The 19802-nt window shown below is 55.9% G+C and carries 18 protein-coding genes and 1 pseudogene; 15 read left to right on the top strand and 4 right to left on the bottom strand.

The window, feature by feature from the left end:
* Window positions 1-106: 106 nt before the first annotated feature.
* From LEP6406_RS0207000 to LEP6406_RS0206955, 10 genes and pseudogenes are all read left to right on the top strand, one after another.
* The gene (locus LEP6406_RS0207000; protein WP_008308113.1) at window positions 107-1111 is read left to right on the top strand and encodes a rod shape-determining protein; all 1005 of its coding nucleotides are present in this window, start codon (window positions 107-109) and stop codon (window positions 1109-1111) included.
* Window positions 1112-1130: 19 nt separating this feature from the next.
* Window positions 1131-1952 (top strand): rod shape-determining protein MreC, encoded by an 822-nt coding sequence (gene mreC, locus LEP6406_RS0206995; RefSeq protein WP_008308114.1) that lies wholly within the window; start codon window positions 1131-1133, stop codon window positions 1950-1952.
* Complete coding sequence (gene mreD, locus LEP6406_RS0206990) at window positions 1949-2533, top strand: rod shape-determining protein MreD (RefSeq protein WP_008308115.1); 585 nt, start codon at window positions 1949-1951, stop codon at window positions 2531-2533. The genes mreC and mreD overlap by 4 nt, the downstream gene beginning before the upstream one ends.
* A 519-nt stretch (window positions 2534-3052) precedes the next feature.
* The gene (locus LEP6406_RS0206985; protein WP_008308117.1) at window positions 3053-3559 is read left to right on the top strand and encodes an orange carotenoid protein N-terminal domain-containing protein; all 507 of its coding nucleotides are present in this window, start codon (window positions 3053-3055) and stop codon (window positions 3557-3559) included.
* Between the two features lie 314 nt (window positions 3560-3873).
* The gene (locus tag LEP6406_RS0206980) at window positions 3874-4413 is read left to right on the top strand and encodes a GNAT family N-acetyltransferase (RefSeq protein WP_008308119.1); all 540 of its coding nucleotides are present in this window, start codon (window positions 3874-3876) and stop codon (window positions 4411-4413) included.
* A gap of 575 nt (window positions 4414-4988) precedes the next feature.
* The gene (locus tag LEP6406_RS0206975; protein ID WP_008309389.1) at window positions 4989-6380 is read left to right on the top strand and encodes an MATE family efflux transporter; all 1392 of its coding nucleotides are present in this window, start codon (window positions 4989-4991) and stop codon (window positions 6378-6380) included.
* Window positions 6275-7936: an ArnT family glycosyltransferase gene (locus LEP6406_RS26920; RefSeq protein WP_193364916.1), complete on the top strand. Its 1662-nt coding sequence runs from the start codon at window positions 6275-6277 to the stop codon at window positions 7934-7936. Before LEP6406_RS0206975 ends, LEP6406_RS26920 begins: the two co-directional genes overlap by 106 nt.
* Window positions 7937-7985: 49 nt before the next feature.
* Window positions 7986-8666 (top strand): Uma2 family endonuclease, encoded by a 681-nt coding sequence (locus LEP6406_RS0206965; protein WP_008309391.1) that lies wholly within the window; start codon window positions 7986-7988, stop codon window positions 8664-8666.
* A 122-nt stretch (window positions 8667-8788) separates the two neighbouring features.
* Window positions 8789-9313: pseudogene (locus LEP6406_RS34130) on the top strand (IS1 family transposase); the annotation flags it as partial.
* Window positions 9314-9429: 116 nt separating this feature from the next.
* Window positions 9430-9765, top strand: a complete 336-nt coding sequence (locus tag LEP6406_RS0206955; RefSeq protein ID WP_008309392.1) for a hypothetical protein — start codon at window positions 9430-9432, stop codon at window positions 9763-9765.
* A gap of 361 nt (window positions 9766-10126) precedes the next feature.
* Here LEP6406_RS0206955 and LEP6406_RS0206950 read toward each other — a convergent pair whose 3' ends face one another.
* The gene (locus tag LEP6406_RS0206950) at window positions 10127-11224 is read right to left on the bottom strand and encodes a Get3/ArsA fold putative tail anchor-mediating ATPase NosAFP (protein WP_008309395.1); all 1098 of its coding nucleotides are present in this window, start codon (window positions 11222-11224) and stop codon (window positions 10127-10129) included.
* 18 nt (window positions 11225-11242) lie between these two features.
* Window positions 11243-11440 carry a cytochrome b6f subunit PetP gene (locus LEP6406_RS0206945; RefSeq protein ID WP_008309397.1) on the bottom strand — a complete coding sequence of 66 codons (198 nt, stop codon included), beginning with the start codon at window positions 11438-11440 and terminating at the stop codon, window positions 11243-11245.
* A gap of 180 nt (window positions 11441-11620) precedes the next feature.
* Here LEP6406_RS0206945 and hisF point away from each other — a divergent pair, with 180 nt between their 5' ends.
* From hisF to LEP6406_RS34120, 3 genes are all read left to right on the top strand, one after another.
* Window positions 11621-12388, top strand: coding sequence for an imidazole glycerol phosphate synthase subunit HisF (hisF, locus tag LEP6406_RS0206940; protein WP_008309400.1), 768 nt, complete (start codon window positions 11621-11623; stop codon window positions 12386-12388).
* A gap of 103 nt (window positions 12389-12491) precedes the next feature.
* The gene (locus LEP6406_RS35455; RefSeq protein WP_202807638.1) at window positions 12492-12761 is read left to right on the top strand and encodes a hypothetical protein; all 270 of its coding nucleotides are present in this window, start codon (window positions 12492-12494) and stop codon (window positions 12759-12761) included.
* A gap of 343 nt (window positions 12762-13104) precedes the next feature.
* The gene (locus tag LEP6406_RS34120; protein ID WP_008309404.1) at window positions 13105-13947 is read left to right on the top strand and encodes an eCIS core domain-containing protein; all 843 of its coding nucleotides are present in this window, start codon (window positions 13105-13107) and stop codon (window positions 13945-13947) included.
* Here LEP6406_RS34120 and LEP6406_RS0206925 read toward each other — a convergent pair.
* Together LEP6406_RS0206925 and LEP6406_RS26910 are read right to left on the bottom strand one after the other, a co-directional pair.
* Entirely contained in the window at window positions 13938-15320 is a 1383-nt protein-coding gene (locus LEP6406_RS0206925; protein WP_225886447.1) for a hypothetical protein, read from the bottom strand. The two genes, LEP6406_RS34120 and LEP6406_RS0206925, sit on opposite strands and share 10 nt — an antisense overlap.
* Before the next feature lie 87 nt (window positions 15321-15407).
* Window positions 15408-17153: a glycosyltransferase family 39 protein gene (locus LEP6406_RS26910; protein WP_008309408.1), complete on the bottom strand. Its 1746-nt coding sequence runs from the start codon at window positions 17151-17153 to the stop codon at window positions 15408-15410.
* A gap of 438 nt (window positions 17154-17591) precedes the next feature.
* Here LEP6406_RS26910 and LEP6406_RS26905 point away from each other — a divergent pair, with 438 nt between their 5' ends.
* Window positions 17592-17933: a transposase family protein gene (locus LEP6406_RS26905; protein WP_008309409.1), complete on the top strand. Its 342-nt coding sequence runs from the start codon at window positions 17592-17594 to the stop codon at window positions 17931-17933.
* 458 nt (window positions 17934-18391) lie between these two features.
* Window positions 18392-19747 (top strand): IS110 family RNA-guided transposase, encoded by a 1356-nt coding sequence (locus tag LEP6406_RS0206910; protein WP_027268916.1) that lies wholly within the window; start codon window positions 18392-18394, stop codon window positions 19745-19747.
* Window positions 19748-19802 lie beyond the last annotated feature (55 nt).

Raw genomic sequence — 19802 nt, 5'->3', positions numbered from 1 at the left:
CGCTTTAGCGCAGACCAATTGGCAATTTCGCTGTTACTACACTTCACAGGTTTTGGGGGCGTATAGACTCGTGGGTTTTTTTGATCGCTTTTCCTTATCTCGGGATATGGGTATCGACCTCGGTACCGCCAACACCCTTGTCTATGTCTCCGGCAAGGGGGTAGTGCTGCAAGAACCCTCTGTCGTCGCCATTGAGCAAGTCCACAAAAAGCCCCTAGCGGTCGGGGAAGAAGCCAAGCGGATGCTGGGGCGTACCCCCGGCAACGTGATCGCACTACGCCCCCTGAGGGACGGCGTAATTGCGGACTTTGACACCGCTGAGCTAATGCTGAAGCATTTTATTCGCCAAGTTCATGACGGACGGACTCTGGTCTCCCCCCGAATCGTCATTGGTATTCCCAGCGGTGTAACCGGGGTTGAGCGGCGGGCGGTGATGGATGCTGCCCAACAGGCGGGAGCCCGCACCGTGTACCTGATCGATGAACCTGTAGCTGCTGCCATTGGGGCGGGTTTACCCGTGGCGGAACCCACCGGCAACATGGTGATTGACATCGGCGGTGGCACTACTGAGGTTGCTGTGCTGAGTTTGCAGGGCACTGTGCTGAGCGAGTCGGTGCGGGTCGCCGGGGATGAGATGAGCGAGGCCATCTCCCAGTACATGAAGAAGGTTCACAACCTGGTCATCGGGGAGCGCACCTCCGAGGAAATCAAGATCAAGATTGGCTCTGCCTACCCCAGTGCCGATGATGGCGAAACCATGATGGATGTGCGGGGGCTGCACCTGCTGTCGGGCTTGCCCCGTACAGTGACGGTCAAGGCCGGAGAAATCCGCGAGAGCATGGCTGAACCGCTCTCGGTGATTGTGGAAGCGGTGAAACGTACCCTAGAACGGACACCCCCAGAACTGGCGGCGGACATCATCGATCGCGGCATTATGCTGGCGGGGGGCGGAGCCTTACTCCATGGCCTAGATACCCTACTCAGCCATGAGACTGGCATTGTGGTGCATGTGGCGGCGGATCCCCTAAGCTGCGTTGTGCTGGGCACAGGGCGGGTGATCGAGAACTTTAGCCAAATGGGTCGGGTTTTCAGCGGCAGCTCCAATATGTAGGCCAGCAGAGCACTAGAGTATGTTTGCACTGCGACAATGGTGGAATCAACATGCCCTGAGGACGGGGTTGATCGCGCTTGCGATCGCAACGGCCTGGGGAATGCGCCAAACCCAAGGGGCTCTGGTGTATGAGACCTACCGCTGGGTAACAAGTCCGTTGCAGCCCGGACCTTCTCGCCAAGCCTTGCTGGAGAGCAGCTACACCCAGGAGCTTCAGCAGCGCATTGTGGAACTGGAGGTGCAGAATCGAAACCTGCGCCAGATGGTGGAAACCGAGCCCTCAGTGCCCCTCAACGATATTCCGGCAGCGGTGATTGGTCGCAGTGCTGGGGATTGGTGGCAGCAGATTGTCATTAGCCGAGGGAGCCGTGACGGCATCCAAGTCGGCTACATTGTTACAGGTCCAGGAGGATTGGTGGGACGGGTCGTGGCGGTGTATCCCACCAGTAGCCGCGTCCTGTTATTGAGTGATGCTAGGAGCCGCGTCGGAGCCCGCATCAGTCGCAGTCGGTCTACAGGCTATATTCGCGGTCAGACCGGGCAACAGGTGGTGATGGAGTTTTTCGACAAAATGCCCGATGTGCGGGTAGGAGATGTCGTTATGACCTCCGCCTACAGCCGTCTGTTTCCCCAAGACATGCCCATTGGCCGGGTCGTAGAGTTGGATCTCAGCAAGAGTCCGGCCCCGGAGGTGACGGTGGAACTCTCTGCCCCGCTGAATATTTTGGAATGGGTACAGGTGCTGCCCTTTGCAGCACCGACAGAGGGTGAGCCCCTCCCCCTCCCCGCAATTGACCAAGACTCAGAGGAAAATGGTTTGGGGGACTTTGAAGTTCCATGACCGCCATCCTACCCGTATCCCCCGCTAGGGCGGCCCACTATCGTCGCCTCAATTTACTCATCATTATCGGTTCCGTGGCCCTCTGTTTATTGGTGCTGCCCATCCGCCCGCCAGGAATGGAAATCCTCGGGGTTGGTCCCAGTTGGCTCCTGATCTGGGTGGTGGCTTGGAGTGTAAAACGAACGGCCTGGGAAGGCGCGATCGCGGGTTTAGTTCTGGGACTAATACAGGATGCCATGACCGGGCCTTACCCGAGTCATGTAGTCAGTCTGGTGATAGTAGGCATCGTCACGGCACGGCTTCAAAAACAGCGGTTCATCCAGGAAGACTTTGTCTCCGTAGCTTTGATTGTCTTTGGCATGGTGGTCATGGCCCAAACCGCTATGGCGGTCCAGATTACGGCCCACCGCTTTACCCAGCCCGACTCCCTCTATCCTGTGCTGACGGAAATTTGGCTGCAACATCAGCGCATTGCCCTCAGCTCCGCGATTCTCAGTAGTCTGTGGGCTCCGGTGCTGTACTATCCCCTCAATCGCTGGTGGTCTTACCTGGAGCGTCACACGATGCCCCCCAGCATTTGATCTCAGCAGATGCACCCATGAATGGCAATCAGGTGCATTACAAGAGGCTGAAACCCTTGAAATCGCGTTAATACTTTCAGAAAAACCTGGTTTTTTCGAGGTACCCCTATATTCCGCCTGGGGAGGGGAGAAGCAAAAGCGAAGAAAACCCTAAGAAAAACCCTTCTTAAGGATTTAACGGGGATCAATATAAATAGGCTGATTTTATAGCCTTGAGGGGATAGATCGAACGACTAAGGGCCTGGAAATGTTGTCTGGAATACCCTGTTGCCAGAGGTATTTTGAATGGCGTTTCTATGACAGGTTCATTTTATTCCCCCCATTTTTGAAGATACTGTGCTACTGCGATGGTGGCGATGATTAGGAGCATCGCCCTAGATCATCTGTTTTATTAAAGCCGCCTTTGGTAGACTGCCCCACTTAAATACCAAAGGATTTTTGTGTTCTACTCCCGGTTTTGCAAAAACACCATTTGCAAAAACACTATTTGCGAAAACACCATTTAAGAAAGGTCTATCTATGCCAGTCGCCAACATAACCCTCGATTTGTCCTCTACTATCGATCTGGCTCAGCGCATTCTTCCCGCCGCTGACCACTTTCAGCAAGCCGATACCGATACTCGCCTCGTCATGCTTTGGATGATGGCCAAGCGTCTCCAGCAGGCATCTACCACAGCGGTTCCCGCTGCCATCTTTTCCCAAGTGGTACAGCGACTTATCCGGCAGCTCTACCAAGTCCGTCGTGAAGACCGCCTAGATGCCCTGCGAGATATGGTGTCTGGGGCTGATACCCGGCTTGCTGAAGCCTACGTCACCCTAGATGCGAATATGAAGTTGGCATTTTGGTATCGCTTGGTCAATGACAGTTCGCGGATGGCGATGGGAGCCCAGTTGACCCATCTTCAGGGACGTGGCCCCATGGAGGCGGTGTTGGAGGATCTGGATCGGCGCGATTTTAATGAGCTAGTGGGCATTTTCAAAGGGGCTGTAGCCGTCACCGGGCCTGCTACACCCTCGGGCGTATGAGTCATTAACGAGAAAACCCTTGCGGGGTAGACATAACCACGCCCGCCCTACTGAAGCCAGCTAGGGGCTGTAACCGATCCCTAGCCAGGAATCTGGCTTCGATTGCCCACAAACTCTAGGACTCTACAGAGTCATAATGCGCCTTCGCCTTCGATGCACTATACGCAGGGGCGAGGGTGCTTTTTTGTGGGTGTATATTTTCTGGACTGCGGGAATCGTTAAGGGGGCTTTACAATAGTCACTTTGGCTCATTTCTAAACTTAGGAAAATTGCGATCGCGGTTTTCCCTGTTCCAGGCTCCAAAACTGTCACCCATGCTGCCCCCCACCCTCACGATTCGGGATGCCTGTCGTCAGGATATTCCCTTACTTATGGACCTCGGTCGGCGCACCTTCTACGACGCCTTCGCCGCCGCCAATGATCCCGCCGATATGGCTGCCTATCTGGCGGAAGCCTTCGAGATAAAACAGATAGAGGCGGAATTTCACACGCTGCATTCTATTTTCCTGTTGGCCTACGATGACACCCGCCGCCCCGGTCAGCCCCTAGGCTACGCCCGTTTGCTAGGGGGGGATTCTAGCCCCTGCGTCACGGATCCCCATCCGGTGGAAATTATGCGGTTTTATCTGGAGCAGTGGGCCATCGGACAGGGCTATGGAAGTGCCCTGATGCAAGCCTGTCTGGATCGGGCTCTGGCGGAGGGATATCAAACGGTTTGGCTGGGGGTGTGGGAGCACAATCACCGCGCCCGTGGCTTCTATAGCCGGTTTGGCTTTCGGGAAGTGGGCCGTCAATCTTTTCCCCTGAGCAAAGACGTGCAAACCGATTTGGTGATGGTGCGATCGCTGGTTTAGGCACGGACAGGGCAGATTTTTAGTGGTTGCCTCGGAATTTCCCATCAGACACAAGGCAAACCCACCCCTATGGCAGCATTCTGCATTGGGCGCGAAGCCTCGCGCCCCTATAGAGACATCCTGTATTGGGCGCGGAAACCGCGCCCCTACCCCTAAGCCCTATGCCAACGGCAGGCTCCTTGCCAACGGGCAGGCTAGGGCGGGTTTTGAGGGATTTCCCAACGCAATTAACGTCAATCCTGGATTACCCGACACTGGGTAGGGCGGGTTTTGAGCCTCCCATTTGGGATTTCCCAGTAGACACGAGCTAAACCCGCCCCTACGGGATTTACCCCAATACCCCATCACCCCATCACCCCAATACACCATCACCCCAATACACCAATATCGGTCACCCGCGCACCGGGCAACCACCCTACGACTAGGTTGCTCCTGCGGAGCCGCTACGCGAACAGGGCAAGCAAGGGATTGCCCCTACGAGATCTATCTGTCACCCTCTGCATTGGGCGCGGAAACCGCGCCCCTACGGGATATTAAATTCCTGTCACCTGTCACCTGTCACCCCACTCCCCCCCATGCTCGCCTTCTCCAAAACAACAGCCCTCCGCACCGAAGCCCATGCCTTTCTAAAGCTCGCGATTCCCCTATCTAGTGCCCAGGTGGCGCAGGCGATGACGGGATTTGTGGATACGGTAATGATGGGCTGGCTGGGGCAGACGACCCTGGCAGCGGGGGGGCTGGCAGTGATGTTGTTCACCAGCTTTTTGTTTACGGGGGTAGGCGTGCTGTCTAGCATTAGCCCCTTAGTAGCGGCGGCCTATGGCGCGGGGCGACGACGGCAGGTAGGACCGATTACCCACCAGGGTCTCTGGTTAGCGGTGCTGCTGAGTCTGGTGAGTCTACCGGCGATCGCCCACTTAGACGGTCTCATGCTCCACTTCGGGCAAGATCCGGTGGTGGTGGATCTGGCGGATCGCTATCTCGGTATGGCTCGGTGGGGATTGCTGCCTGCCCTGGGCTTCGCGGTGCTGCGGGGCAGCGTGACTGCCCTCTCCCAGGCCAAGCCGATCATGGTGATTGTGGTGGCGGCGAACCTGCTGAACATCGCAGGCAATTACCTGTTGGCCTTTGGCAAGCTGGGGTTTCCGGCCCTGGGGATGGAGGGGCTGGCCCTGGCCAGTTCCCTGGCCCACGGCACCATGTTTCTGGCACTGCTGGGCTACATGGTGTGGAATCTGCGGGGGCATCTGGCGGACTATGGTTTGTTTCAACGCCTCCATCACCTGGACTGGCCGTTGATGGGACGGGTCTTGAATTTAGGGTTGCCCATTGGCTTTTCCACGGTTTTAGAACATGGGCTCTTTACCGTAATCACCTTCATGATGGGGGCTTTGGGGACGGCGGTACTGGCAGCAAATCAACTGGCTTTGCAAACGGTGGTGGTGGTATTTATGGTGCCTTTGGCCATGTCCTATGCTGCCACAATTCGGGTGGGGCAATGGTTTGGCCGGGGAGATTGGCTAGGGGTGCGGCGAGCCGCGATCGCAAGTGTGGGTCTATCTGCCGGGTTCATGGGAATAGCTGCAATTGCCCTGATAAGCTTGTCACGACCCTTAATTGGGCTGTATTTGGATCTAGGGGATCCCATGAACCAAGAGGTCTTGCAGGTGGGGACAGCACTGCTGATGGTGGCGGGGGTAGGGCAGGTGGTGGATGGCATTCAACGCACCGCCAATGGGGTCTTGCAGGGGTTGCAAGATACCCGCGTTCCCCTCCTGTTTGGCGTCATAGCCTATTGGGGGGTAGGGTTGACCAGTAGCTACTGGTTGGGGTTCCATACTCCCCTAGCGGGAATTGGGGTGTGGATTGGCTCCTATATTGGTCTGACCTTGGCGGCGATCGCCTACGTGGTGCGGTTTTGGGTGTTACTGAATCGGGGCCAGCGGCGGCTCTCGGTGCAGCCATGATAGGGGTACGTCCATTCCCGGCCTTGGCGTTGCCCCTGGCGCTCTTGGCGGCGCTCCGTCTGGGATTTTGGCTGGGGGCCTTTCCCAATCCCGATGAAGCCTATTACTGGCTCTGGGGACAGCATTGGAATTTGTCCTATTTTGACCATCCGCCCCTCCAAGCGTGGGGACAGGGGGCGTTTACAGCGCTGCTGGGGCGATCAAACTGGACCCTACGATTGCCTAATTTAATTAGCAATGGGCTGCTACTGGGGCTCTATGCCCAGATCTGCCATGACCTCTACGGGGGTCGGCGGGGGGTATGGAAGCTGACGGTGCTACTGCTATTCACCTCGCCGTTATTCTTCCTTTTTCTCGCCTTTGCATGGCATGACCATTGGCTGGTGCTGTTTGCGACGACGGCTAGCTATTGCCTGATGCGGTTTTTGCATCGCTACCCTACGGGCGCGTCCTGGGGGTGGCTCTATGCAGCAACCCTCTGTCTGGGAATCACGGCGCTGTGTAAATACCTGGCGGTGTTTCTGGCCCTAGGCATGGTGGCGGCAATTGTCAGCTATCGACCCTGGCGACCTCTGCTCTGGGATGGACGCTTCTGGGGAGGCATTGCGATCGCACTCCTTGTCGCCAGCCCGGTGCTAGTGTGGAATGCCCAAAACGACTGGGCTTCCTTCAATTTCTACTTGGGGCGCAGTGTTGGGGCACAAACCAGCCAGATCCGCTGGGGGGCACCCCTGGAGTTTTTGCTGCTGACGGGGATTATTTTTGGCCCGATCCATAGTTGGGCCACGGCACAGGTTTTGCGTCAAGGTCTCGGGGCAGGTTTTGGCAACACTTATCGTCGGGTCGCGATCGCGATTTTCCTGGTTTCCACCGGCTGCCTAAGCCTACTGGCTCTCAAGGCTCCAGTACTCTACTACTGGAATATTCTGGCCTATCCCCTCCTGATTCCCCTAATGACAGGGCTATTTATCTCCGCCCCTTCGGCGAACCATCGATCCCGCTACCGGGGTGGGCTCCGGGCGGCCCAGATCATCGGTATTGGTGCGATCGCGATCCTCCTCGTCCACTTCACCCTAGTGCCGCTGTCGGCCCTGATTGGCGTAGACGGCGACGAAGACTCGCGGATGCTGTTTGGCTGGAAAACCATTGGCTCCAGGATACAAACGGAAGCCGTTGCCCTAGGAACGGACGCTCCCCTGCTACTGACCACCGACTACCGCTCCGCCTCCGCCCTGGCCTACCAGCTCAGGGAGCCTGAAGTCATGGCCATCTCCGGTCGGCGCGATCAATTCGACCTGTGGTATGACGCTGCGGCTATGGAGGGACGCGATGCCCTGCTCTTAGGGGACAACTGGCATCCCATCTGCCCCACCCACGAGGCCATGTTTGACACCACGGAAACTCTGGATCCGATCACCATCAGTCGATTTGGCATTTTCATCAAACGCTACACCCTGATTCGGGGGCACAACTTCCACGCCGGCCCCAATGACCGCTATCCCCTATCGCCGGAGTATCCCCTCGCCTTCACCGGAGACGGCCAAACCTGCCAGTGAGGCATGGCCTCACTGGCGCTAGGATGAGCTTAGGTATTTAGGTTCTGGCATGGTCGATACGGCGTCATATCCACGGCCCAAGGGCATTGAAACTAATGCCTGGGTGTCAGCCCGGTGGGATGAGTATGTGGCTCTCTGTGATGGAGAGAAGGATCAGGGTGGAGATGTCCCCGCTATCGAAAAAGCACGGTGCTACTACGACAACGGATGGATGCGGATCGAGATGGCAGCCTTAGGCCCCTGGCACGGTCGCGATAATTCCATCGTGTCTAAGGTTATCTCCCTGTTTGCGACTCTTCGCATTATTCGCATGGTCGAGTTGACTAACACGTCATTTCGCAAAACTGGCGATCGAGAAGCACAACCGGATATTGCTTTTTATTTGGGGAACACCTTTAAACTACCGCCTCAAACCAATCAACCGGTTGATATTGAGCACTACGGTGCGCCCCATCTGGTGATAGAAATTGCCTCAACCACTCTCAGCGATGACTTGGGACGTAAGCGTCTGCTCTACGAACGGTTGGGAATTCAGGAATATTGGGTCGTCAATGTGGCCACATCAGAGGTGCTGGCATTTGCGATAGAACAGGGCGGCAGTCGAGAGATTCGAGACTCTCAGACTTTACCAGGGCTGGGCTTATCTACCGTAGAAGAAGTAATGCGGCGCAGCACCACTGAAGATGATGGCGCGATCGCCCGCTGGCTACTCCAGATCTTTCAGCCGTAGCGATCCGCGCCTGCATTTTCTGACATTCCCAGAGGGTTTATGACCTTCGCTAGGGTAATGATTCACTCCCCCCCCGGCTAAACCGCTGAAACCCTTAATCCCTCGTTCGAAGGTAGGGGGCAGGGTGGACGCTTACCTTTATTGAGCGCCAGAGTCGTTATTGGGTCACCGCCCACGCTGGCTACAAAGACGAGATGCTGTTCACCACAGGCACAGAACAGACTTGGCAATGGGCACAAGCTGCCCGGTTTATTCGTTGGTTCACAGACGGTGAACGACGTTATGGCAAAACCCTATGGGCTTTAGCCAGCGGATACCTATCCAAACAGCCGCGCAGACGGCGAAGTACTCCTGGCGCAAGGTTTGGCGAGAAGGTCTGGAAGTAGCAATGAAAATTGACGATGTTGTAGTACCTATCGCCGTCGCCAAAATCTCTATGCTAAGACGGTAGCAGGGTTACAGCGGGTATTAGAGGTGCAACGATTGATTTACAACTGGTGTCGCCCCCATTACAGTCTGGGGAAGAAAACCACCCCAGCTCTAGCGAAGCCATGCCCGGAGGGCTATTGGCCATGGGATACTGCAAGCGGCCCCTTTCAACCTATAAAATCCTCACCACCAGAAGGTTCCACGCCATCACCTCTTAGGCGACCAGTGCCGGAACACGCTAAGCAACGTTAGCACTTCACAGAAAGTCTTCAGGTCTATCCTGAATAGGGAAAGCTACACTCGGAAGTTAAGTAGAACCGTGGATCAGGCTGTAATGTTCAACCCTGCTGATTCTGGCTACTCTTGGCAAGCATTACTCTCTCAGTATCAGACCCTAACTGAGTTTAAGGGATGGCTGCCAGAGGCCGTAGGGAACTGGTTAGATACCTGCGAATGGACCCTCACCGCCCAAGCCGGGGAGGGCGGTATTCCCCTAATGGTGCTCCGGTGTCCAGGCCGGGTTCGCCTGCGCCATCCCCTATTACTGCAACTGGCAGAGGTAGCCCAAATCTACTGGGGACCGCTAGATTTCTCCCTCTTTTCCGGGGAAGCAACTACCCCAGTGCGAGTTCTCAGCACCACCCTCCTGGACCTGGGGCATCGCCTCTAGCCCCAGGGCTGAAACCGACAAGGCGAGAGACTATCGATGGAGGGTATTGATCACCCGCTCACCGGGCAGGCTCCGCCCTAGCGTTAGCCTTAGCGTAGCCATGCCGGAGCCCTATAGCCCTCCGGGCTATAGGGCTCCGTTGCTCCTCCGGAGCAACGGAGCGAACAGGACAGGCAAGGGATTGCCCCTACGGATCCAGATTAATATCGGTCACCCGGCACTGGGTAGGGCGGGCCTTGAGCCTCCCATTTGGGGTTTCCCAGTAGACACGAGCTAAACCCGCCCCTACGGGATTTACCCCCACACCCCATCACTCCCCCCTACCGATGGGATTCTGTGCAAACCCCTTAGGACTGTGCAGTTAAAAAGAAAGATTGAGGTAGCTGTCTTGGAATTTAGCGCCCCGCACAGCGCGATTGCGGAGGGCTCCAGGCAGATAAAGATTACGGCGCTGATCTCCAGCTTCGATAGTGACCTCGGGGCCAGACTGGGTGAGGTTGATTTGGGATTTTTCAAACCCAGGTAAAAAGAGCCGTACCGTTCCTGCTGCTTCGTCGATGGTTATGGCACGGGGGGCTGTTGCGATCGCACGCTCCACATCCGGTAGCGCCGCCAGCACAGCATCCCAATTTCCATCGCTCAGAGCAGGTAGAGGATGCATCGGTAGCGGCTCAAAGGCAGCAGCCAATTCCGTGCTATTGGCGGATTCCAGGGCCAGAACTCCACCGACCGTCAGACCCACCTGTTGGGCACTGCCCCAGAGGTAGCGACTAGCGGCGATTGCCAGAGGCTGATCCGAAGTCACCAGAAAGCCTAATACCCGTCGGGGATTCTGCACCGCCCTGCGCCCCGCATCCAAAAAGGTGCGGGCTTGGCCCAGGGGTTCTTGCCAGCGATCGGAGCCGCCACCTCCAGAAAAAATCACCCCAGCAATGGGCTGAATAAAGGGACTGAGGGAGCGGGCCAACTCTGACGCCTGAATCAATTCCTGAAAGCGGCGGATATACCAATCCAATCCATCTGGCATTCCCCACATGCGGAGCGTGGTTTGACCATCTCGACCGTCAAACACAATAGCGTCGTAGTCCCCGCTAGCGTCAAATTCCCGCAGCGCATTCAGCGCCAGGGCCTCATCCATGCCAGGGAGCACTGTCAGCTCCTGGCTATAGACTTGCTTCAGCAGAGGATCCCGCAGATATTGGGCCTCTAGGGTCTTAACGACATCCCAGCTATGGGCCAGCAATGGCGCTGCCCCCAAGTACACCGCCTGCACCCCTTCTGCGATCGCGGTAGGCGTACCAGACACCGGGGCTCCCCAGAGCTGGGTAGACCAGGGGCTACCCTCCTGAGAGGCCCACAGCACCCGCTGGCCCGATTGCCCCAAGCGACGGGCCATAGCCACGGAGGCCACAGCGCAGGCCGTGCGATCCGGCCCCAGAAAGGTCAAAAGTTGCGCCATGGTACTACTCAAATGCCCCTATTCAGGGGTGATTTCATCTTCAAAAAACCAAGTGGAAAACTTGTCATCAAACTCCACCACTAGGCCGACACCGCTGCCATCCACCATCTTGTACTGGCGAATGACACCACTTTTACCCAGTCGTCCAGCGGTGTCCTTATCCACGCGATCGCGCAATCGCCGTACCTTTACCCGTTGTCCAATCTCTAGACTCATGCCCTCTCATCCCAAATAGCTGAAGCCGATGTGGTTCCATGGCCGTACCTGGCAGGCCCAAAGTCCTAGACCGAGCATCCGTAAAACCAACCCACAGTTTATCAGCGTCTTGTGCCATCTTGATCTGTCTTGTGTCATCGTGATCTATGGTGAAAAGCGGAATCAGGAAACACCGAAACTATGCTGGCAAAGCGCATTTTGCCCTGCCTGGATGTGAAGGCGGGGCGGGTGGTCAAGGGGGTCAATTTTGTGGACCTGCGGGATGCCGGCGATCCCGTAGAGCTCGCCCAGGTCTACAACGAGGCCGGAGCCGATGAACTAGTATTCCTAGACATCACCGCTACCCATGAAGACCGCGACATTCTCATTGATGTGGTCTACCGCACAGCGGATCAGGTCTTTATTCCCCTGACGGTAGGAGGGGGCATTCAGGATCTAGCCAAGATTAAGCAACTGCTACGGGCAGGGGCCGACAAGATCAGCATTAACTCCGCCGCCGTGCGAGATCCGGACTTTATTAACCGGGCCAGCGATCGCTTTGGACGGCAGTGCATTGTTGTGGCCATCGACGCCCGTCGCCGCCCCGACCCGATCAATCCGGGCTGGGATGTCTACGTGCGGGGGGGCCGAGAAAATACAGGTTTGGATGCTCTGGCTTGGGCAGAGGATGTAGTACAGCGAGGAGCGGGGGAACTGTTGGTAACCAGCATGGACGCCGACGGCACCCAGAACGGCTACGACCTAGCCTTAACCCGAACCATTGCCCAGCGGGTACCCGTGCCCGTCATTGCTTCCGGCGGAGCAGGTACCTGCCAGCATATTCATGAGATTCTGACGGAGGGGCAAGCGGAAGCGGCGTTACTGGCGTCCCTACTCCATTACGGCCACTTAACCGTGGCGGAAATCAAAGCCTACTTAGCAGATCGAGCGGTTCCAGTGCGGCAATAGTAGCAACATTTCTGAAAGCCCTGTTACAATGCTTAATTAATAGGGAAGTATATTCAGGCTCCCGAGTCTGCTCATCAACAACATGTTGCTGTTGATTTTAATCATGGTCATTGCTCTGGTGGCTTGGGCGCTCCGTCTTATGGAGCGAGCCATTGAGAGTCAAGAATTTTCGCTGATGCTAGCCGGATTTTTGGTCGCATCCTCGGCAGCGGCTATGATGACCGTTTATTTCCTGATGGGGAACTACATGGTCTACATCCACCAAGCCTCCACTCACCTCCCTGCGGACTATGCCCTATCTCTGGAAGCAGAGTTAATAGATTTGCCGGTCGAGTCGAGTCAGGTCAGTTTTGATTTCCAATTTGGACGCTAATCATCCAGCGCTGATTCCCCTATAAATCTACCGTGTATATATAATCCTGAAACCCTTGCGGACAGGGCTTTCCCCACCCTTGGGGAGACGCTAAAGCGTTTGCTAAGCCTGTCTGAAAGACTTACGACTCCGCTCAACTAGCAGATCCCTTACCAGAAAAGGAGTAGCGGGACCGGAGTGAGATCCACCCCATGCTGTTTCCCCATGGATGGCGCGTTATGACAAGAGGGAGGCACTTTTTTCATGTCCCCCCAGGTGTCTGGATATAGCCCAATAGTTAAGGTGCTGTGCCAAACTAGTGACTATAGCCTCAAGGAGTGAGCAGATCGTTATAGGAGGGTCTATGCAGTCACAGGAATCCATCAAACCAGCCAGTTGGGATACGATTTCCACGCTACAGACAGCAGTCCTGACCCAGCGACCTTTTAGCGCCGAGCATTTAGATGGCTCGCACCCCCCTAATCACGCCCAGGGATTTGAACTCAGCCAGATTCCTGTATCCACCCCCATCCAAGCCAAGCTGACCGTTGGTCCCGTAGGCGATCGCTACGAGCAGGAAGCTGATCAAGTCGCTAGTCAAGTGGTGGACCGCATCAACTCCCCCGCTGCTGACGCCGTACAGCGAGATGCCCAAGAAGAAGAGCTACAAATGAAGCCCATGGTGGGTTCCCTGCAACGGGAAGCAGTGCCCGAAGAAGAGGAGCTGCAAATGAAGCCTATGGCGGGTTCCCTGCAACGGGCAGCTATAGAGGAAGAAGAACTCCTTCAGGGAAAATCCATGGACAGTTCCCTGCAACGGGCAGCTATAGAGGAAGAAGAACTCCTTCAGGGAAAATCCCTCCAACGCCAAGGTGGCCAAGAGGCCATGACTGCTCCAGCCGACGTAGAGCAAAGAATTGAGCAATCTCGCGGTCAGGGCCAAACTCTCCCCTCAGACATCCAGGGCAAAATGGAGTCCGCCTTTGGTGCCGACTTCAGTGGCGTTCGTGTCCATGCCAATTCCGCCGAATCCCACCAACTTAATGAGGCCGTAGGAGCCCGCGCCTTCACCACCGGGCAGGATATTTTCTTCCGGCAGGGAGCCTACAGCCCCAGCGATCGCGGTGGGCAAGAACTCCTTGCCCACGAACTCACCCATGTGGTCCAGCAAAATGGTGCCACCGTGCAAAAGCGGACTCAATCTTGAGGGAATCCTTCCCGATTACCCCAGTTTTGCTGAAATTCCCAGAACCTTTGCCACCAATCCGGGGGCTCATCCTTAGGGCCATCATGTTCCGTAGGGCGATCACTCGGCCCATCTAGTACCAGGCTACCTACATAGTCGGCATCGGCATAAACTCGATCAATCTGCTGACGAATCTCCGCCATATCTGCCGCCGTGACCACCCCATTGCTGGTGGCCTTGTAAAACTGAACCGTCACCCGAATCGGATAGGCCGGATCCCGCTCAATGGCAAGACCATCAATTTCCGTAAATGGTCCCTCTACTGCGCCATGACCAATCACCGCCTCCTCCACATCACTGGGACCACTCAGGCGGGCCAGCGGAGCCGCAGCTTGAGGCAGTGGCATGGCCTCATCCGCGAAGGCGGGAGAAAAGGGAGCCCGCTGTTTCAGCGGCACCTGAATCAGCAGCACCATGTTGAGGCCAGCGGTATCTTCATCCACCGTGCCCTCTGCCTCGGGGATTGATGCCTGGTCAGCCTGAAAGTCGCTGAGGCGTTGCCCCGTAAAGCTAGCCCGCTCACCATTTTTGTTGAAAAAGAGACGCTGTCCCCAAGTTCGCCCCGCCTCAAAGCCATCGCGTTGATTATCGATGATGGTTACACTCGTGCCCTCTCGGGTGGCCAGAATCGTCAAGACTGCCGGATCTCCCGGACGCGATTGGTAGTTGAAGAGTACTGGGTTAAAGGTGGCTATCCCCGCTTGGGGAATGGGCAGGAAGCACGCCTGGGCACTGACGAGAACGTGGCTATCACGTTCCGGAGCCAATAGAGATTGCAATCGTCCAGCCCAGGAGTCGGGGGTATGGAGGTAGCTGCGTAGGTCTCCCAGTACCTCAGCCAGAGACACCCGCCGCAGGTCTTCACCCTTTTCGTTCCCGACTCGCACAAAGAAGTTTTCTAGGGGAATATCGGCACTCAGGTCGGCAAAGTTGGGATGGCGGATGACGGGCATCAGGTGCAGTTGATACCGTTCTGTATCGGGATCCTGCTGCTGAACCTGGATAGTCATATCGCTGATGTTGGGGCCGACCGCAGATCCGTAAAAACGCCCTGTATCTTCCCAGGTAACGTTGAGGATATTCAGGTCTAGGGCGTCCGCCAGTTGGCGGGCCATGGGGTCTGACACCATGGCTTGGGTGCGCTCAATGACTTGGCGATAACGGTTGTAGTGATGACGGCGCACAATCAGGGGAGTATGACGGGGCGTGGCTTCGGTTCGATCTAAACCCTCGGGCGCGGGGGTTGGCCATGCAGGCGCGGCTAGGGAAATTGCAGGTACGTTGGCTAACCCTGCCCAGAGGGCAATGGTCAGGGACCGACCCAAAAGGGCCATCGCCCCCAGTGGCAACCAAAACCTTAATCTGTGGACCATCCTTGGCTTCCTCCGGTTCCTATTCTCTTACCCTAGGGTGGCTTGCAGTCACCACCAGGATGGTTGCCAAAACTGTAACGATACCTGGCCTGTAACGGCAATGTCCCCGCGCTCCACACCCATTCCCCTTGCATGGGGAATGAAGGCAGCCTTCGGCGCTTGACGATAATGGCCATAATCTGAGCTTTTTAAGGCCCAAAGCCAGTTACCCGGATAGACTTCCTCCATGTGGAGAGTTGGATCCGCCGCTAGGGTTTGACGTAGGGTGCGTGATGGCCTTAGTAGATACACATCACTGTAGTCCTCTAGGGTGGGTCGTTCAAAACCCTCCTCTTCTGGAAATAATTGCAGGGTTACGGTTCCTTCTAAGCTGTAGCTTAGAGCTAGAACCTCCCCAAAGTTCTGCCGATAGGTGTTGGCTATCACTAAAGGCTGGGGCGAAGCGTTAATTAGACGGGCAATTTCGGGATGGTGGTGGCTAATCTTCTGGGTCCACCAGGTCTCTGACTGGGAAATTGTCATACAGGACACGAGCCCAGCTCCTATGACCAGAAGAGTGATCCCCTGCCATAGTGAACGCCTCTGGATGTTCGACCCTTCTCTGGTTTGCCAATGACTGGCTAGGACATAGGCGACGGCTATTTGAAATCCTAGTGCCGTCGGGAGTAGGTAGCGGGCGATGGCAGAGCGCTGGCCCCCCAGCAGTAGATCTGCTCCGACCAGGGGCAGAGCACTGGTGCCGATCAGTAACCATAGGAATATCTGAGCTTGCTTGGGAGCCTCCCGACTAAAGGAATAGAGACTATAGGCGACTAGGCATCCCATCACTAGTACCCCCGGTGCACTGAGCAGGAGCGGATCCTCTACGTCAAAGTTGAGGTCAAAGAACAGACGACTGGTATTTGCCGCCCAGGTTTTTACCAGGGTGGTCCAGGGTACTGGCTGGGCTGTCCATCTGGTTGCCGCCTGGGCCTGCTGTAGTCCCTCTACCATTACCCAGGCCCAAGGGATAAAGGCAACGCTTCCTAGTAGTCCACTCAGACCATAGCGCCGGGTTAGTTGCCGCAGGGGGAGCCCATCTACTCCCAGGCAATAGAGGCCATGGCCCAGCACTGTAAAGAGAAAGAAGGGAAAGGTGTAGAGTCCTAGGGCTATGGTGATGGCGTAGATTAGCCAACTGGGGATCGTATTTAAGCGCCTTGCCCGCAGTAGGGCGGCACTGGCCACTACGATCATCAAGGTCCAGAGGCTAAAGGGTCTGCCCTCTTGGGCATAGATTAGGTGAAAGGGGGAGAGGGCCAATAGGGCCGCTAGCATCAAGGCGGTTCTAGCATGGGGAAATAATTCCCGTCCTAGCCAATACCCTCCTAGAATGACCAAGGCTCCACCCAGGGCGGCTAGACCCCGCATCCCGATGACAGCGGAGTTTAGCATAATGGCCCAGAGCCGCGCTCCAGCATAGTACAGGGGGGGATGTTGGGGATCTCGTAGGGCTAGGTTGTGTAAGGTATCGCTTAGGGTAGTGCCGGGTTGGGGCGATAGCAAAGATACTAATTCCGACGGGGACAGGGGAAGCCCTGAAAAAGTCTGGGTTTTGATCTCATTGGGAGACAGTCCTGAAATCCATATCAGGGTGAAGATTTCGTCGTGCCAGGGAGGTTTGAAGCTGAGGTGATAGAACCGCAGGAGGGTGCCTAGTGCGATCGCGATTATTAGACACCCAAATCCAAGCCATCCAAACCCTGAAGCTCGGAAAAATCTAGCCAGACTGTCCCGTTTTTTTCTGTTGGTCATTTGCCATGCAGATCTCTTTGGAGAAAGTCTACAGAACGGGTGGATATTAGACTTGTTGCTTAATAAGGGACGTGCGCCTAAATAAAGTACCGGAACCGTTGAGCACTGGTAGGGTGCATAGCGCTAAGGCGCGGCTTCGCCTTTTATATCGCTTGCGAAACGCGAAGCAATGCACCAATAGGCAAGGTGGCAATTGGTACCTTATTTTCTTGCGAGTCCCTAAGAGGTCTTAGAAGCAAGACACAGACTGTCTTTCCCTTCCCTTGGCGAATTAAGCAGCATGCAAATAAAAGTTCCATAGTCCTGCTGCGGTGAGCATGAGATGTGAGATGGGTAACCGTTCACATCCCCCCCTACCTTCGAACGAGCAAGGTGGTTTCATACCAGCCAGCGTAGAAAAATGAGGATGGGCTGAGTCATGATCTTGAGCCTCAGCCCATGACCCTCATAGAGCAATTAAAACAAATTCCCGACCATCGCCATCTGCGGGGGCGTCGCCACCCCTTGTGGATGCTGCTAATCCTGAGTTTGCTAGGCTTTCTCTGCGGCTATCGTGGCTATCGCCCGCTGGCTGACTTCGCCCAGCAACATGAGGCCCAGTTGCGTGAGCTGCATAGGTTAGCCGATGCCCAACCTATGCCCTCCTATTCCACCTTGCGACGAACAACGGCACGCTCAGGTGTTTCCCCCCAGTCCAGCACTGGAAGCAAAGTGGCCCCAACTGGCCTTTGTTGGCGCTGTGCATCGAACCGGGGTACGCAACCAGAAAGCCTTTGCTGAAACGCTCTACTACCTTGGCAGTGCACCCTGGACGGCTAACGACCTCTTGCACGCTAGGATTACCCGACACTGGGTAGGGCGGGTTTTGAGCCTTCCATTCCAGATTCCCCAGCAGATACGAGCTAAACCCGCCCCTACGGGATTAACCCCATCACCCACACACCCCAATATCGGTCACCCGCGCACCGGGCAACCACCCTACGACTAGGTTGCTCCTGCGGAGCACCAGACCCAACCCAAAATGTTGGGTAATGCACGGAAGAAACAGGGGGATGGGTCTATCGTAATCGTAAGCTCTAACAGTTAAGGCCGCAGCGCCACTGGTGCCTCAGTGCCCGTTACGGAGCATGGTCCTGGGATATATGGTGATGACACTGGTGAAGCCCTAGCTATCCCGTTTAGAAGACTCTCTAACAACCGTCCCAGGTTAGAGCCCCTTATCTTCTCCTAGAATTGCCATGACTCAGCCATCTACCAAGAGTTCGGTGCATCAGCTCTGTCCTAACGCCGCCGGAATTGACATTGGTGCAGATACCCACTGGGTCAGTGTGCCGCCTGAGCGAGATCGGCAGCCCGTCCGCCCGTTTGGGTGCTTTACCAATGATCTCCATGGGTTAGCGGACTGGCTGCAACAATGTGGTATCACCAGCGTCGCGATGGAATCGACCGGAGTCTATTGGATACCGGTGTTTCAAATCCTAGAAATCCGAGGGTTTGAGGTCTGCTTGGTCAACGCGCATCATCTGAAAACGGTACCGGGACGAAAGAGTGATGTCTTAGATTGCCAGTGGTTGCGGCAGTTGCATAGTTATGGCCTACTGGCAGCGGCGTTTCGTCCCGACGATGCCATCTGCGTCTTACGAAGCTATATCCGGCAGCGCGAGCGGCTGACCGAGTGTGCCAGCGTTCATATTCAACGGATGCAAAAGGCGTTGACGGAAATGAATCTGCAGCTACCTCGGGTGGTCAGCGACATTACGGGGGTAACTGGCATGAAGATTATTCGCGCCATTGTGGCGGGTCAACGAGACCCGCTCCAGTTAGCGGCGATGCGAGACCCACGCACCAAACGCAGTACGGACGAGATTGCGGCAGCTTTAGAGGGGGACTACCGGGGGGAACACGTGTTTGTGCTGGAGCAAGAATTGCTGTTATATGACACCTACCTTCAGCAAATTGCCCGGTGCGACGACCAGATTCAAGCCTGTCTGGAGACCTTTGAGGATAAGAGTGCTCCGGATGCGCCGTTGCCGCCAAGACCTAAAGGTCGAAAGCCCAGTCGCAATGCGCCCCAGTTTGACCTGCGCTCCCATCTCTATCGCCTCTGTGGCATTGACTTCACCCAGATTGATGGTCTCGAAGTGCTAACCGTGCAAACGATTCTCTCCGAAGTCGGACTTGATCCCAGGCGCTTTCCGTCGGTGAAACACTTCGCCTCTTGGTTAGGGCTCTGTCCCGGTAGCCGAGTCAGTGGGGGTAAAGTCTTGAGCTCCAAAACCCGTAAAGTTGTCAACCGAGCGGCAAAGGCGTTTCGGATAGCGGCACAATCGTTGGCTCATAGTCAGACTGCTATGGGCGCGTTCTATCGACGGATTCGCAATCGCCTTGGGGCACCGAAAGCCGTTACCGCAACTGCGCACAAACTGGCATGCCTCTTCTATCGGTTATGGTCAACTGGCGAGGCTTATGTCGATATTGGAGCTGATGCTTATGAACAGCAGTATCAGCAACGAGTGCTTAAGCACCTTAAACAGCGAGCCCAGCAGATGGGGTTCGAGCTTGTCCCTAAACCCCCGCTCCCGGAAGTTTCTTAGAAGCCGCTACGCGAACAGGGCAAGCAAGGGATTGCCCCTATGAGATCTATCTGTC

Source organism: Leptolyngbya sp. PCC 6406, assembly GCF_000332095.2.
Classification (GTDB): Bacteria; Cyanobacteriota; Cyanobacteriia; order Phormidesmidales; family Phormidesmidaceae; genus PCC-6406.
This window is presented reverse-complemented; position numbering and strand designations above follow the sequence as displayed.

Bases quoted from the DNA above. Each gene is read 5' to 3' on its own strand.
- LEP6406_RS0207000 (WP_008308113.1), top strand. From the start codon at position 107: ATGGGTATCGACCTCGGTACCGCCAACACCCTTGTCTATGTCTCCGGC.
- mreC (WP_008308114.1), top strand. From the start codon at position 1,131: ATGTTTGCACTGCGACAATGGTGGAATCAACATGCCCTGAGGACGGGG.
- mreD (WP_008308115.1), top strand. From the start codon at position 1,949: ATGACCGCCATCCTACCCGTATCCCCCGCTAGGGCGGCCCACTATCGT.
- LEP6406_RS0206985 (WP_008308117.1), top strand. From the start codon at position 3,053: ATGCCAGTCGCCAACATAACCCTCGATTTGTCCTCTACTATCGATCTG.
- LEP6406_RS0206980 (WP_008308119.1), top strand. From the start codon at position 3,874: ATGCTGCCCCCCACCCTCACGATTCGGGATGCCTGTCGTCAGGATATT.
- LEP6406_RS0206975 (WP_008309389.1), top strand. From the start codon at position 4,989: ATGCTCGCCTTCTCCAAAACAACAGCCCTCCGCACCGAAGCCCATGCC.
- LEP6406_RS0206965 (WP_008309391.1), top strand. From the start codon at position 7,986: ATGGTCGATACGGCGTCATATCCACGGCCCAAGGGCATTGAAACTAAT.
- LEP6406_RS0206955 (WP_008309392.1), top strand. From the start codon at position 9,430: ATGTTCAACCCTGCTGATTCTGGCTACTCTTGGCAAGCATTACTCTCT.
- LEP6406_RS0206950 (WP_008309395.1), bottom strand. From the start codon at position 11,224: ATGGCGCAACTTTTGACCTTTCTGGGGCCGGATCGCACGGCCTGCGCT.
- LEP6406_RS0206945 (WP_008309397.1), bottom strand. From the start codon at position 11,440: ATGAGTCTAGAGATTGGACAACGGGTAAAGGTACGGCGATTGCGCGAT.
- hisF (WP_008309400.1), top strand. From the start codon at position 11,621: ATGCTGGCAAAGCGCATTTTGCCCTGCCTGGATGTGAAGGCGGGGCGG.
- LEP6406_RS35455 (WP_202807638.1), top strand. From the start codon at position 12,492: ATGGTCATTGCTCTGGTGGCTTGGGCGCTCCGTCTTATGGAGCGAGCC.
- LEP6406_RS34120 (WP_008309404.1), top strand. From the start codon at position 13,105: ATGCAGTCACAGGAATCCATCAAACCAGCCAGTTGGGATACGATTTCC.
- LEP6406_RS0206925 (WP_225886447.1), bottom strand. From the start codon at position 15,320: ATGGCCCTTTTGGGTCGGTCCCTGACCATTGCCCTCTGGGCAGGGTTA.
- LEP6406_RS26910 (WP_008309408.1), bottom strand. From the start codon at position 17,153: ATGACCAACAGAAAAAAACGGGACAGTCTGGCTAGATTTTTCCGAGCT.
- LEP6406_RS26905 (WP_008309409.1), top strand. From the start codon at position 17,592: ATGACCCTCATAGAGCAATTAAAACAAATTCCCGACCATCGCCATCTG.
- LEP6406_RS0206910 (WP_027268916.1), top strand. From the start codon at position 18,392: ATGACTCAGCCATCTACCAAGAGTTCGGTGCATCAGCTCTGTCCTAAC.